Annotated in this window: 14 protein-coding genes; 9 read left to right on the forward strand and 5 right to left on the reverse strand. The window is 64.3% G+C overall.

What is annotated here, in order from left to right; translation table 11 throughout:
• The first annotated feature begins 51 nt into the window (after positions 1-51).
• Positions 52-1,317: a D-amino acid dehydrogenase gene (locus tag ACVWZ4_RS18330; RefSeq protein ID WP_456699432.1), complete on the forward strand. Its 1,266-nt coding sequence runs from the start codon at positions 52-54 to the stop codon at positions 1,315-1,317.
• A gap of 169 nt (positions 1,318-1,486) precedes the next feature.
• Here ACVWZ4_RS18330 and ACVWZ4_RS18335 read toward each other — a convergent pair whose 3' ends face one another.
• Positions 1,487-2,134, reverse strand: a complete 648-nt coding sequence (locus ACVWZ4_RS18335) for a helix-turn-helix domain-containing protein (RefSeq protein ID WP_456699431.1) — start codon at positions 2,132-2,134, stop codon at positions 1,487-1,489.
• Here ACVWZ4_RS18335 and ACVWZ4_RS18340 point away from each other — a divergent pair.
• Genes ACVWZ4_RS18340 through ACVWZ4_RS18360 form a run of 5 tightly spaced genes read left to right on the forward strand, consistent with a single transcriptional unit; the run spans position 2,052 to position 5,779 of the window.
• The gene (locus ACVWZ4_RS18340; protein WP_456742321.1) at positions 2,052-2,264 is read left to right on the forward strand and encodes a hypothetical protein; all 213 of its coding nucleotides are present in this window, start codon (positions 2,052-2,054) and stop codon (positions 2,262-2,264) included. The genes ACVWZ4_RS18335 and ACVWZ4_RS18340 overlap by 83 nt on opposite strands.
• A 48-nt stretch (positions 2,265-2,312) precedes the next feature.
• Positions 2,313-3,071: an ABC transporter substrate-binding protein gene (locus ACVWZ4_RS18345; RefSeq protein ID WP_456699430.1), complete on the forward strand. Its 759-nt coding sequence runs from the start codon at positions 2,313-2,315 to the stop codon at positions 3,069-3,071.
• A 30-nt stretch (positions 3,072-3,101) separates the two neighbouring features.
• Positions 3,102-3,755 carry an amino acid ABC transporter permease gene (locus ACVWZ4_RS18350; RefSeq protein WP_456699429.1) on the forward strand — a complete coding sequence of 218 codons (654 nt, stop codon included), beginning with the start codon at positions 3,102-3,104 and terminating at the stop codon, positions 3,753-3,755.
• Positions 3,752-4,483, forward strand: coding sequence for an amino acid ABC transporter ATP-binding protein (locus ACVWZ4_RS18355; protein ID WP_456740899.1), 732 nt, complete (start codon positions 3,752-3,754; stop codon positions 4,481-4,483). Before ACVWZ4_RS18350 ends, ACVWZ4_RS18355 begins: the two co-directional genes overlap by 4 nt.
• A gap of 12 nt (positions 4,484-4,495) precedes the next feature.
• The gene (locus tag ACVWZ4_RS18360) at positions 4,496-5,779 is read left to right on the forward strand and encodes an NAD(P)/FAD-dependent oxidoreductase (protein WP_456763359.1); all 1,284 of its coding nucleotides are present in this window, start codon (positions 4,496-4,498) and stop codon (positions 5,777-5,779) included.
• Between the two features lie 53 nt (positions 5,780-5,832).
• On the opposite strand, the gene ACVWZ4_RS18365 is transcribed toward ACVWZ4_RS18360, so the two are convergent.
• The 4 genes from ACVWZ4_RS18365 to ACVWZ4_RS18380 form a co-directional block, all read right to left on the reverse strand.
• Entirely contained in the window at positions 5,833-6,051 is a 219-nt protein-coding gene (locus ACVWZ4_RS18365; RefSeq protein WP_456699426.1) for a hypothetical protein, read from the reverse strand.
• Positions 6,052-6,139: 88 nt separating this feature from the next.
• The gene (locus ACVWZ4_RS18370; protein WP_456740900.1) at positions 6,140-7,729 is read right to left on the reverse strand and encodes a gamma-glutamyltransferase family protein; all 1,590 of its coding nucleotides are present in this window, start codon (positions 7,727-7,729) and stop codon (positions 6,140-6,142) included.
• Positions 7,730-7,961: 232 nt separating this feature from the next.
• The gene (locus ACVWZ4_RS18375; RefSeq protein ID WP_456699424.1) at positions 7,962-8,138 is read right to left on the reverse strand and encodes a hypothetical protein; all 177 of its coding nucleotides are present in this window, start codon (positions 8,136-8,138) and stop codon (positions 7,962-7,964) included.
• 91 nt (positions 8,139-8,229) lie between these two features.
• The gene (locus tag ACVWZ4_RS18380) at positions 8,230-8,382 is read right to left on the reverse strand and encodes a DUF6894 family protein (RefSeq protein WP_456790282.1); all 153 of its coding nucleotides are present in this window, start codon (positions 8,380-8,382) and stop codon (positions 8,230-8,232) included.
• A gap of 207 nt (positions 8,383-8,589) precedes the next feature.
• Here ACVWZ4_RS18380 and ACVWZ4_RS18385 point away from each other — a divergent pair, with 207 nt between their 5' ends.
• The 3 genes from ACVWZ4_RS18385 to ACVWZ4_RS18395 all read left to right on the forward strand — a co-directional run bounded on the left by ACVWZ4_RS18385 (position 8,590) and on the right by ACVWZ4_RS18395 (position 12,717).
• Positions 8,590-10,665: a PQQ-dependent sugar dehydrogenase gene (locus ACVWZ4_RS18385; RefSeq protein WP_456738815.1), complete on the forward strand. Its 2,076-nt coding sequence runs from the start codon at positions 8,590-8,592 to the stop codon at positions 10,663-10,665.
• Positions 10,622-11,563, forward strand: a complete 942-nt coding sequence (locus ACVWZ4_RS18390; RefSeq protein ID WP_456740901.1) for an SMP-30/gluconolactonase/LRE family protein — start codon at positions 10,622-10,624, stop codon at positions 11,561-11,563. Before ACVWZ4_RS18385 ends, ACVWZ4_RS18390 begins: the two co-directional genes overlap by 44 nt.
• Before the next feature lie 128 nt (positions 11,564-11,691).
• Positions 11,692-12,717 (forward strand): histone deacetylase family protein, encoded by a 1,026-nt coding sequence (locus ACVWZ4_RS18395; protein WP_456699420.1) that lies wholly within the window; start codon positions 11,692-11,694, stop codon positions 12,715-12,717.
• Positions 12,718-12,797 lie beyond the last annotated feature (80 nt).

The following is a 12,797-nucleotide window of genomic DNA, read 5'->3' on the forward strand; positions in this document are numbered from 1 at the left end:
AGGGTTCTATCTTGCAGCGGCGAGCGTGATGCCGCGGGAGTTTGACCAAGCGTGAAAGTTCTGATCCTCGGCAGCGGTGTCATCGGTGTCACCTCTGCCTATTACCTCGCCCGTGCCGGTCATGAGGTGACGGTCGTCGACCGTCAGCCCGAACCCGCGCTGGAGACCTCGTTTGCCAATGCCGGCGAAGTGTCGCCCGGCTACTCCTCGCCATGGGCTGGTCCCGGCGTGCCGGTGAAAGCGGTCAAGTGGCTCCTGATGAAGCATGGTCCGCTGGTGATCCGGCCGAAGCTCGATCCCGTGATGTGGGTCTGGCTGCTCAAGATGCTGCGCAACTGCACCAGTGCGCGCTATGCCGTCAACAAGAGCCGGATGATCCCGATCGCGGAATACAGCCGCGATTGCCTGCGCGATTTGCGCCGCGACATCGGCATTCAATATGACGAGCGTTCGCAGGGCACGCTGCAGCTGTTCCGCTACCAGGCCCAGCTCGACGGCACCGGCGAAGATATCGCCGTGCTCAAGCAATACGGCGTGCCCTTCGAAGTGCTGAGCCGCGAGGGCTGCATCGCGGTCGAGCCGGCATTGGCGAGCGTGAAGGAAAAGGTCGCCGGCGGGCTTCGCCTGCCGCAGGACGAAACCGGCGATTGCCATATGTTCACGCAGGCGCTGGGCAAGCATGCCGAGGCGCTCGGCGTGCGCTTCCTGTTCAACACGGGCATCGACCGCATTGTCACGGACGGCACCGGGGTCAGCGGCGTGGCGACCAGCGCCGGCCTGCTGCAGGCAGATAGCTATGTTCTCGCGCTCGGCAGCTATTCGTCACGTATGGCTGCGCCGCTCGGCATCTCCCTGCCGGTCTTTCCGGTGAAAGGCTATTCGATCACCGTGCCGATCAAGGACGCCTCCGGTGCACCGGAATCGACCGTGATGGACGAAAGCTACAAGGTCGCGATCACCCGTCTGGGCAATCGCATCCGCGTCGGCGGCACCGCCGAAATTTCCGGTTTTTCGACCCGGCTTTATGATGCGCGCCGCGCCACGCTCGATCATTCCCTGACCGACCTGTTCCCGCGCGGCGGCGATCTCTCCAAGGCCACGTTCTGGAGTGGCCTGCGTCCGATGACGCCGGACGGTCCGCCCGTGATTGGCCCAACGCAATACGCCAACCTTTACCTCAACACCGGTCACGGCACGCTCGGCTGGACCATGTCCTGCGGTTCGGGGCGGGTGCTCGCCGACATGCTGTCGGGCAAGAAGCCGGAGGTGGACGTCAGTGCGCTGACGGTGGATCGGTACAAGCACCGGTTTGGGTAGGACTCGATCCGCTCGTCATTGCGAGCGCAGCGAAGCAATCCAGTATCCCTCCGCGGAGACAATCCGGATTGCTTCGTCGCATCAGTGCAAAATTGCTTCGCAATTTTGTCGCGAGCTCCTCGTAATGGCGGCGTGGAGGCAGCGCGCCCCTGCGCGGAAGGAGAGAGGCTTACGGTCCCGTCACACAATTCACCCACAGCACCACGGCCTTCGCGTCCTGCGCCGGATTGGAAAACCGGTGCGGCCTTCGGCTGACGAAGCGAAAGCTGTCGCCGCTCTTCAGCGACCAGGTCTCGCTATCCACGGTCAACATCATCTCTCCTTCGAGCACGAGGCCGGCTTCCTCGCCGTCATGGGTGTAGAGCTCATCGCCCGTGGAGCCGCCGGGCTCCAGATGCACCAGGAACAGATTGAGCTTGTTGTCGGCACTGGCCGGGCTGAGCAATTGCTTGGATACACCGGTGCGCCAGAGTTTCAGTTCCGGCCGCTGCAATCCGCGGGTCACCACCTGATCGGACGCGCCATCGGCGCTCGGGCTCGCGCCGAACAGCGCTGCAATGCCGACGCCGAGCACATCGGCGAGCGTCGCCAGCACGCGCAACGATGGCGACGACAGCCCGCGCTCGATCTGGCTGAGGAAGCCGATCGACAGACCCGTGCGCGCTGCCACCGTTTCGAGCGAGAATCGCCTGACTCGGCGAAGATCGCGGATGCGGCGGCCGACCGCGACGTCCATGGCGGGCTCCGCCGGCTTCGCGGACGCCTTCCTGCGGTTGCTGGCCTTCCTGGCCGGCCTCGCGGAGGCTGGTTTGCGCATTCTCTTGCCACCGCTCACGTCAAACCGCATCTTTCATCTGCATGAAAATCGCTTGCATCGTCTGCGAAACTGTGACCAAATTTTCATATCGGTGAAAATAGGCCGAAACGGCTTGGCCCGCAACGTCTGATCACGACATGCGCGAGCGCCGTCATCGGCAAGCCCAAAGGGGGACGCGATGAAGCTTTTTGGTCTGGCCGCAGTTGCGGCGCTCGCGATTGCGGCGGTGACACCCGCTTCGGCGCAGCAGGTGCTGAAGGTCGGTTCGACGCCGACGGGCATTCCCTTCACCTTCCTCGATACCAAGACCAACTCCATTCAGGGGATCATGGTCGATATCGTCACCGAGATCGGCAAGGACGCCGGCTTCAACGTGCAGATCGAGCCGATGCAGTTCTCGGCGCTGATCCCGTCGCTGACCTCGAGCAAGATCGACATCATCGCCGCCGCGATGTTCATCACGGCGCCGCGCAAGGAGGTCGTCGACTTCTCAGACCCGATCTACACCTATGGCGAAGGCCTGGTGGTGCCGAAGAGCGACACCAAGGCCTATGCCACGCAGGAGGATCTCAAGGGCGAGACGGTGGGTGCCCAGGTCGGCACCGCCTTCGTCGATGCGCTGAAGAAGTCCGGCTTGTTCGCCGAGGTGAAGGCCTACGACACCATTCCCGACATCCTGCGCGATGTGAACACCGGCCGCCTCAAGGCCGGCTATGCCGACTATCCGATCCTTGCCTACAATCTGAAGCAGGGCGGCTTCCCCGAGGTGCGCCTCGTCGACGGCTACAAGCCCGTCACGGTCGGCTCCGTCGGCATCGGCGTCCGCAAGGGCGAGAGCGCGCTGCTCGCCAAGATCAACGCCTCGCTCGCCAAGCTGAAAGCCAATGGCACCATCGACAAGATCCTCGATAAATGGGGCCTGAAGGCTCAGGGTTGATCGAGGCCGATCGCGCATCGAAGGCTGCCCATGAAAGGTTTCTGGCACGACGCCGCCGAGTTCTTTCCGATCCTGATGAACGGCGTCGCGCTGACCATCATCGTGACGATCGGCTCGCTGCTGCTATCGACGGCGCTCGGCCTGATCTGGGCCATGATGCGGGTCTCCGGCATCAAGGCGCTGGCGATGCTCAGCGCCAGCATGATCAACGTGATCCGCGGCATTCCGATCATCGTACTGCTGTTCTACCTCTACTTCGTGATGCCAGATCTCGGCGTCACGTTATCGGCCTTGCAGGCCGCAATTCTCGGCCTTGGCATCGCCTATTCGGCCTACCAGGCCGAGAACTTCCGCGCCGGCATCGAGGCGATCGACAAGGGCCAGATCGAGGCCGCGCAGTCGATCGGCATGGGCTGGTGGCTCACCATGCGCCGCGTGGTGCTGCCGCAGGCGGTGCGCATCGTGCTGCCTCCTTACGGCAACGTCATGATCATGATGCTGAAGGATTCGTCGCAGGCCTCGACCATCACGGTCGCCGAGCTCGCCCTGCAAGGCAAGCTGATCGCGTCGTCGACCTTCAAGAACACCAACGTGTTCACGCTCGTAGCCTTGATGTATCTCACCATGAGCATCCCGCTGATCCTGCTGGTGCGTCATTTCGAGAAGCGAGCCGGCAAGAAATGATCGAGCTCAGCGACGTCCACAAGAGCTTTGGCAAGGTGGAGGTGCTCAAGGGCATCACAGCCTCCGTGCAGAAGGGTGAGGTGGTTTGCATCATCGGACCGTCAGGCTCGGGCAAGTCCACCATCCTGCGCTGCATCAACGGGCTCGAAAGCTACGACCGCGGTGAGATCAGCATCGAAGGTTTGAAAGTGGACCGCGATGCGCCGACGATTGTCGATATCCGCACGCAGGTCTCGATGGTGTTCCAGCGCTTCAATCTGTTCCCGCATCGTACCGCGCTCGAAAACGTCGTCGAGGGGCCGCTGTTCGTGAAGAAAGAGCCGCGGGCCCGGGCGTACGAGCGTGGTCGCGCGCTGCTTGCTCGCGTCGGGCTGGCCGAGAAGGCCGATGTGCACCCGCCGCAGCTGTCGGGCGGCCAGCAGCAGCGCGTCGCGATTGCGCGGGCGCTAGCCATGCAGCCGAAGGCAATCCTGTTCGACGAGCCGACCTCGGCGCTTGATCCCGAGCTTGTCGGCGACGTCCTTGGCGTCATGCGCAAGCTCGCCGACGAGGGCATGACCATGGTCGTCGTCACCCACGAGATGGGCTTTGCCCGCGACGTTGCCGATCGCGTGTTGTTCATCGACGGTGGCGTCATCGTCGAGCAGGGGCCGGCCAAGGCGTTGCTCAATCAACCCCAGCATCCGCGTACGCAGGACTTTTTGCGCCGCGTGCTGCATCCGCTTTGACCGGTTCTCGCCATGACGCGTCTGCCTCTGCCACCCTCACTCTATGCCGATACCGCCGTCGCGCCGGTGGCCACGCCGCCGCTCGACATGGACAAACGCGTTTCCGTCGCGATCGTCGGCGGCGGCTACACTGGTCTCTCCACGGCGTTGCATCTGGCGGAGCAGGGCGTCGAGGCGCTGGTGCTGGAGGCGCAGGAGCCGGGCTGGGGCGCGTCCGGTAACAATGGCGGGCACACCAACCCCGGCCTGAAGCATGACCCCGACAAGATCGAAGCGGATTTCGGCACCGAGCTCGGCCGCCGCATGATCGCGTTCTCCTACGGTGCCACCAATTTCACGCATGATCTGATCCGCCGTTACCAGATCCCCTGCGAGGCGCGGCAGAACGGCACGTTGCGCGCGGCCTACAACGAGGCCAGCGCCGCTGCGATCGAGAAGACGGCGCAGCAATGCATCCGCCGCGGCATGCCGGTGACGTATCTGAACCGCGAGCAGTCGCGCGAGATCACCGGTACGGATCGCTACATCGGCGCCATGCTCGATACACGCGGGGGCGACCTACATCCGCTCAGCTACGCCCGCGGCCTTGCGCGCGCCGCGCTCTCTGCCGGCGCGAAGGTACATGGCGGGACGCCGGCGCTATCGCTGCGCCGCGACGGCAGCCGTTGGCGTATCGTGACGCCGCGCGCGGTGGTGCATGCCGAGAAGGTGCTGCTCGCGACCAATGGCTTCACCGACGATCTCTGGCCCGCGCTCCGCCGCACCATCGTGCCGGTGTTTTCCTCGATCGCCGCCACTGCGCCGCTGACGGAAGAGGTCGCGCGCGCGATCATGCCGACGCGGCCCGTGCTCTATGAGAGCGGCCACATCACGGTCTATTACCGCCTCGATCAGCAGAACCGGTTGTTGATGGGCGGCCGCGGCCCGATGCGCTGGATCACGGCGCCCGATGATGTCGCCTATCTCATACGTTACGCCGAGCGGCTCTGGCCGCAGCTCAAGGGCGTCGCCTGGACTCATGGCTGGAACAGCCGGCTTGCGATCACCGCGGATCATTATCCGCATGTGCACGAGCCCGCGGAAAACATCCTGATCTCGCTCGGCTGCAACGGCCGCGGCGTTGCGCTCTCGACCGCCATGGGCGCGCAGCTCGCGCGCCGTCTGATCGGCGGTCCCAAGGCCGAGATCGACATGCCCATCACCGGCATCAAGCCGATCCCGATGCACGCATTCTGGCCGGTCGGCGTGACCACCGCCGTGATCGCAGGCCGGGTACGCGACCGGCTCGGCATTTGAAAAGGCGCCGCTCCACCAGGGAGCGACGCCTTGGATGATTGACCCGTCGAATGTCAGCAGCGGCCCTGCTTCCACAGTCCGGGCGGGCAGCCGTGGCCGCGCCAGCCGACCTTGCGGCCATCCCACCATCCGGGCGGCGTGCCGTGGTGATGATGGCCCATCCCGTGGTCATGACCGTGTCCGTGGCCATGACCGCCCCTGGCGAATGCCGCGCCGGGCATCGTGAAGCCGGCCGCAATGATCAATGCTGCGGCGAGCGCGAGCTTCTTCATCCTGATTATCTCCCCCCAGGGCACGCATCTGTCCGTTCGATGGACATCGATCGTGATCTCGCGTGCAAACATGGAAGAGTCGTGACGCTCAGGCCTCCGCCACGGCGTCGGCCCAGGGCTGGAAGATCTCGACCCCGCCGGAATTGACGTCGCCATCGCGCATCACCACGCTCGGGCAGGCGAATTTCTGCGGCAAGGCCTGCACCTGGCTCTCTTCATAATCGAAGCGAGCGGCCAGGGTTTTACGTATCTCCGCTGGCAGTCTGCTATCGCCGATCACGACCGCGCCCTCGCTGGCGTCGATGCGCGGCTGGTGGATGGCGGCATCGAGATCCATGCCGAAATCCATCGCAAACGATACGAGCTGCATCACGGAGGGCAGGATGCGGCGTCCGCCGGAGGCGCCGACCGCGAGCCGCTTGCCATCCCTCGTCTCGGCGATGACGGGCGTGTAGTTGCAGAGGCAGCGCTTGCCTGGCGCGAGCGAATTGGTGGTGCCGGGCGTCGGATCGAACCACATGATGCCGTTGTTCATGGCAATGCCGCTGTGCGGCGTCACATATTTCGAGCCGAACGACGACAGCAGCGTCTGCGTCACCGCCGCGATGTTGCCGTGACGGTCGACGACCGAGAAGTGGGTGGTGCAGGCGGGGGCGAGATATTCGGCGCCGAGCGAACGCTTGCCGTCGGCATCGCCCATGTCCTTGAGCCGCTCGCGGAAGGCCGCCTGCAGGGCGAGGGCATATTCGACATAGGCGGCTGCATCGGGTTCGCTCGCCGGCTTCAGGCTCTGCTGCAGCAGGCGCAGTGCATGCGCCATGGTCGGTCCGGCCGTGAGTTCCGGCGTCGCGTAGACCCTTCCGCCGCGATAGGGGATCGCCAGCGGCTCGCGCAGATGCGCGCGAAACGCGGCGAGATCCTCCACCGACAGCGAGCCGCCGTCGGACCTGATGTCGGATGCGATGCTTTTGGCGAGATCGCCCTCATAGAAATCAAGCGGACCGGCTTCGGCAAGGTGCGACAGCGTCGCCTTGAGCCTGTCCTGTGGCAGCCGCACCTCGGACTTGATCCCCCATGGCGGGCTCGGCGGCAGGCCGTCCTTCAAAAATGCAGCCGCGCTGGCGGGATAGCGCCGGAGATCGGCCGCCGAGGCCGTGATCGTCAGCGCGGTCCACCAATCGACCAACAGGCCTTCGCCGGCGAGGCCGACCGATGGTGCGAGCAGATCCTTCCACGACATTCTGGCGTAGCGGCGATGGGCCTCCTCCATGCCGGCGACAACGCCCGGCACGGCGATCGCGCCGGGCCCGTGAATGTTGCGGTCGTCCGTCACCCGCGACCAGGGAAACAGGTCCGAAGCTGCGCCTTCGCCGCTGAGCGGATAGTCCGATACGCGCAGGCTCTGCGGCGCGCACATGCCGTAGTCGATCACCTCATGACGATTTTCCTTGGCGCGGTAGAGCACCATCGCGCCACCGCCGCCGATGCCGCTGTTCCAGGGCTCGAGCACGTTCAGCGCAAAAGTGGTCGCGACGATCGCATCGACGCAATCGCCGCCCGCAGCGAGCACCTGCGCGCCCACCTCGGCCGCCCGCCGCGCTTGCGAGGCGACAATGCCGCCCTTGGAGGCGACGGCGGGTTTGCGGACGGTTTGGTTCAAGCTGAACTGATGAGGCATGATGTCGCTTGTGCTTGCTTTGGCTTCGGGCGCGCGAAGAATGGCATATTGCCATCAAGGAGAACATCCAAAGCGAGACGCGACATGGCAGGTGTGAAACAGGCGCGCGATGGCACCGTCGGGATCTTGACGCTCGACGAGCCGCCAAGCCTGAACGCGACGACGTCAGACCTGCTCGTCGCGCTCGCCATCGTCGAGATGACTGAAGATGGAGAAGAGGAAGCGGGCCCGTTCAGAGCCCGCGTTTCAGCCGGCTGGCCTGATATTTGGCGCGCCATTTCGGGCCCGGGCCGCGCATATAGTGCAGCTCGGGACGGTAGGGATTGCCCGCGATTCGCACCAGCTTCTGCAATTTGCCGGCGACGAAGGTGATGGGCTGGCGGAGCAGGGTCAGTGAAGCGAACAGCATGGCATCACCTCAATGCGGCTTGCCGAGCATCGCGGTGAAGGGAAGATCGAAGATCTCCTCGCCGTCGTCGTCGCTGATATGGATCACCCAGTCACGCCAGTCTTCGGCGCCCGGGCGTCTCGATCATCGAGCGCATGATCTGGGCTGCGCGGTCGCGCGCCTCGGCGAGGTTGGCAACTGCCGCGCCGTAGTGATCGATCAGCGTGCCTTCGGTATTGGAGCAGTGAAAATACATCTGAACCATACACGCCTCCTCCGGAAAGCGATTTGGATGGCATATCGATACCACCCGCATAACGCGAAAAATATTCGGGCCGATCCCGGTAAGGGAATCTACGGAGATTGGTCGGCACCACGAGCCCAGCGGGTTTGATCACAGGCGAGTGAAGTTCAACTGGACGGCGCCGGTGCAGCATGGAACAACCCTCGGCCGAAGGTCGGGGAGGCCGCTGTGAATCAGCTCACATTCCAGGATGGACGCCGAAGCCTGTGCGTGGGTGTCGCTGCCGTCGTCGCGATCCTTCTCGGCTTTGCGTCGCCGGCCGCATCCGAACCGGTCAGGAAAAGCGGTTATGCGGTGGGGAGAGAGACCTGCGGCAGCGGCGATCTCGCCTTTCCCAGGGTACAGATCGACATGAAGGCGGGCTTTTGCGCTGGCCTCGTTGCCAGCGAAGAGGAGCATCTCAAGTTTCCGCGGTCGATCATCCAGGTGCCCGGCCGTGATCTGTTCGTGGTCGCCGACATGGGTGGCTGGGGCCGCAACGATGGACGGCTGTTGCTGCTCGATCCCCATGCCGCGGGCGGCCAGCGGCTCAAGGAACTCCTGACCGGGGTGGAATATCCATTCGGCCTCGTGATCGGGCCGGACAAGAAGCTCTATGCCTCGACTGACGAGACGATCTTTCGTTTCGACCCGCTGGCGGACAATCCGCGCAGCACGGTCGAGACCATCATCCGCCACATGCCCGGTCGCCGCATCACGCTGCCCGACGGCACCAGGATCGAGGAAAGCGCGCATCCGCTCAAGCAATTCGTGTTCGATCGTAACGGGCGGCTGTTCGTCAATGTCGGCGCCCACAGCGACGATTGCATCACGCCGGCGCCGATCACGAAACCCTGTGCGCCGGCGGAAGGCCCTTCCGCCATGGCGGCCATCTGGCTGTTCACGCCGCCGTCGGGCGGCGTCTTTGCGGCCCTGAAGGCGAACGATCCCGATCCGCCCCACACGATTTACGCGCGAGGCCTGCGCAATTCCATGGCGCTGGCGCTGCACCCCAGCTTTCCCGATGCCGGCTACGCCTTCCTGCAGGGCGAGAACGGCCGGGACCTGCCCGATATCTTCAAGCCGAACGAGGAGATCAACGCGATCGAGCCGGGCAAACATTATGGCTGGCCTTATTGCTACGACTTGTCGACGCCGAGCCCTGAGTTCAAACCGGTGCTGCTATCCGGCGTCTACAAATCGCTTTGCATCGGAAATGCGCTCTACAAGGCGCCGTTCTCGCTCCTGCCGCCGCACGGCGCGCCGCTTGCGATGCTGTATTATCACGGCACGAAATTTCCGGAGCTGGAGGGCAAGTTGCTGATCACCCTGCACGGTTACCGCCCGACCGGCAGCCGTGTGCTGATCTACGACGTCGACGATCACGGGTTTCCGAAGCTGGCTCCGGCGCCGGTGCGCTATCACGTCAGTTGTGCGGCCGACCCGACCCACAGCTTTCAGACCGACGCCGGTGATGTCGCCGCCGCACCGTTCGATGAGCTGATCGCCGGCTGGCACCGCGTCAACGGTGCGCGGCCGCAGGGCGCGCCGGTCGGCATGACGGTCGCGGAGGATGGCGCGATCTGGCTGGTCGAGGACAAGAACCAGACCATCATCCGCATCGATCGTGCCGCGGGCGATCCCCCGCCGCCGCTGCCCTGCGACACCCGCAGCCAGACGCTGATCGACCAGCTCGCTGGCTTCGTCGCCAAGGACGCACAGAACAGGATCCGGCTCACCACGCTGCGCAAGAACCTCGTCGAGAAGCACTGCGTCGGCTGCCATTCCGATTTCGGCCTGAAGGCAGGACAGTCGGACGCCGACAAGGACGCGACCGTGCTCCGGTTCATGCTGTCGCAGGACGGATGGATCTATCCGGGCGATCCCACCTCCGGCAAGCTGCGCACACGGCTGCGCGGCATCGGTGCGGAAAAGCTGATGCCCCCCGGCGGCGAGGGCCTGGCGACGACTGAGCCCGGTTACGCGGCTTTGCTCACCACCGTTGATCTGCTCGTGGCCAAGATGCTTCCGGGCACGCCGATGCGCATCAAGCTCGGCCTGCCGCAGCGCAGGTTCTTTGGCAAGACCAACAAGGAATGCGGCGAAATACCGGCTGCCAGGGTCGTCGTCGTGACACAAAGGAACGCTGTAGACAAACCGGGCTTCAGCCGTTTCTTCCGGCCGGCCGACCCTTACCTGAACGGCGAGTGCAGCGACGACGATGGCTATTACATCCGGCAGGAATTTCTGGGGCCTGTGCAGTAGCATTCTGCTCGTTGTCGTGACGCCGCTCTTCGCTGCCGAGACGAAGCTGTTCGAAAGCGTGCAGGTGACACCCGCCGACGAATATACACACGGTATCGAAGGGCCCGCCGTCGATCTCGACGGCAACCTCTTCGTCGTCAATTTCGGCAAGCCCGGCACCATCGGCAGATTGCCCGCGGGCGGCGCGGCGTCGGAAGCCTTCACGGCACTCCCCGAAGGCAGCATCGGCAATGCCATCCGCTTCGATCGCAACGGCACGATGTTCATCGCCGACTACAAGAAGCACAACATCTTTGCGATCCCCAAGGGCGCGACCGAGCCGGTTGTCTGGTTTCATTCCGACGAGATGAACCAGCCCAACGACATCACCATTGCCCGCGATGGCACGATCTATGCGAGCGATCCGAATTGGAAGGGCCGCGAAGGCCACATCTGGCGCCTCGCGAAGACTGCAGATGGCGCGGTGCAGGGACAAATCATGACGGCGCCGCGCGCGATGGGCACGACCAACGGCATCGATCTCAGCCCTGACGGCAAGACGCTCTATGTCGGCGAATCCAGCAATGGCCAGGTCTGGTCCTACACCATCCGCGGCAACGACCTCACCGACGCAAAGCTGGTCAAGGCGTTTCAGCCCGATACCATCGACGGCCTTCGCACCGACGTCGCCGGCCGCCTCTACGTCGCGCGCATTCTCAAGGGTACGATCGCGTTGATGAAGCCCAACGGGGCGGTCGAGCATGAGATCGCGCTGAACGGGAAGGAGCCGACCAACCTGGCCTTCGGCGGCAGTGATGGCAAGACCGTCTTCGTCACCCAGCGTCAGGGCGGCTTCATCGAATCCTTCCGCACGGACCAGCAAGGCCGCGAGCACTGTCTCCAGCGCGGCCGCTGTTAGGGACGTCACAGCGCTCTGCTCTCGACGCAGAGCCGCGGCCCTGAGGCGGCATTCTTCTCGCTTGCATCCGTGGGCGACAGGGACCAAGACATCCGTGGCATCGTCAAACGTGACTACGGGAGTGTTGAGTGAAAGCCGTCCATACCGAACTGCATCGTAGCCACGATCCGCAATTCTTTCTGGTTCGCGGTGTCGTCAAGCGCACCACCGAGCAGCCCGAGCGCGCCGATCGCCTGCTCAAGGGTTTGAAGGACGGCAAGCATCAACTGGTCGAGCCGACCACGTTCGGCCAGGGCCCGCGTGCCCGCATTCACAGCCCGGACTATTTGTCGTTCCTGAGTGAAGCCTGGGACGCCTGGACGGCGCTCGGCGATTCCGGTCCCGAGATGATCGGCAACGTCCATCCCGTGCGCCATGCCGCGACGTATCCGACGCACATCGTCGGCAAGCTCGGCTGGCACACTGCTGATACCGCGGCGCCGATCGGTCCCGGCACTTGGGCGGCGGCTTGCGCCGCGACCGACGTTGCGGTGACGGCGGCGCAGATGGTGATGGACGGTGAGGACGCGACCTATGCGCTCTGCCGTCCGCCCGGCCATCACGCCTATCGCGACATGGCCGGCGGCTTCTGCTTTCTCAACAACAGCGCGATCGCCGCGGCGCATCTGCGGCTCAAGCACGAGCGCATCGTGATCCTCGACGTTGACGTCCATCACGGCAACGGCACGCAGGGCATCTTCTACGCGCGGCCTGATGTCTATACGATCTCGATCCACGCCGATCCGATCGCCTATTATCCCTACGTATGGGGCTACGCGCATGAGCGCGGCGAGGGCCCTGGCCTCGGCGCCAATCTCAATATCCCTCTGGCGATCGGCACCGGCGATGACGGCTACCTCAAGGCGATGGACGTCGCGCGCAGGGCGATCGAGTCCTTTGCGCCCGGCGCGCTCGTGATCGCGCTCGGCCTCGATGCGTCCGAGCACGATCCGCTGAAAGGCCTCGCCGTCACCACGCCGGGCTTCCGCCGCATCGGCCAGGCCATCGCGAAGCTGGGCCTGCCGACCGTGTTCGTGCAGGAGGGCGGCTATCTCTCGGACATTTTGGGTGCAAACCTGAGTTCGGTGCTGGCGGGTTTCGAAGAGGCGCGGTGAAGTAGCCTCATTCTCCGTCATTGCGAGCGCAGCGAAGCAATCCAGAATCTTTCCGCGGACGAACTCTGGATTGTCTCACT

It is taken from the genome of Bradyrhizobium sp. USDA 4472 (genome assembly GCF_054058595.1).

Coding starts and splice junctions, on each gene's coding strand:
- ACVWZ4_RS18340 (WP_456742321.1), top strand. CDS start 2,052: ATGGCGGGCTCCGCCGGCTTCGCGGACGCCTTCCTGCGGTTGCTGGCC.
- ACVWZ4_RS18335 (WP_456699431.1), bottom strand. CDS start 2,134: ATGCGCAAACCAGCCTCCGCGAGGCCGGCCAGGAAGGCCAGCAACCGC.
- ACVWZ4_RS18345 (WP_456699430.1), top strand. CDS start 2,313: ATGAAGCTTTTTGGTCTGGCCGCAGTTGCGGCGCTCGCGATTGCGGCG.
- ACVWZ4_RS18350 (WP_456699429.1), top strand. CDS start 3,102: ATGAAAGGTTTCTGGCACGACGCCGCCGAGTTCTTTCCGATCCTGATG.
- ACVWZ4_RS18355 (WP_456740899.1), top strand. CDS start 3,752: ATGATCGAGCTCAGCGACGTCCACAAGAGCTTTGGCAAGGTGGAGGTG.
- ACVWZ4_RS18360 (WP_456763359.1), top strand. CDS start 4,496: ATGACGCGTCTGCCTCTGCCACCCTCACTCTATGCCGATACCGCCGTC.
- ACVWZ4_RS18365 (WP_456699426.1), bottom strand. CDS start 6,051: ATGAAGAAGCTCGCGCTCGCCGCAGCATTGATCATTGCGGCCGGCTTC.
- ACVWZ4_RS18370 (WP_456740900.1), bottom strand. CDS start 7,729: ATGCCTCATCAGTTCAGCTTGAACCAAACCGTCCGCAAACCCGCCGTC.
- ACVWZ4_RS18375 (WP_456699424.1), bottom strand. CDS start 8,138: ATGCTGTTCGCTTCACTGACCCTGCTCCGCCAGCCCATCACCTTCGTC.
- ACVWZ4_RS18380 (WP_456790282.1), bottom strand. CDS start 8,382: ATGGTTCAGATGTATTTTCACTGCTCCAATACCGAAGGCACGCTGATC.
- ACVWZ4_RS18390 (WP_456740901.1), top strand. CDS start 10,622: ATGGCTATTACATCCGGCAGGAATTTCTGGGGCCTGTGCAGTAGCATT.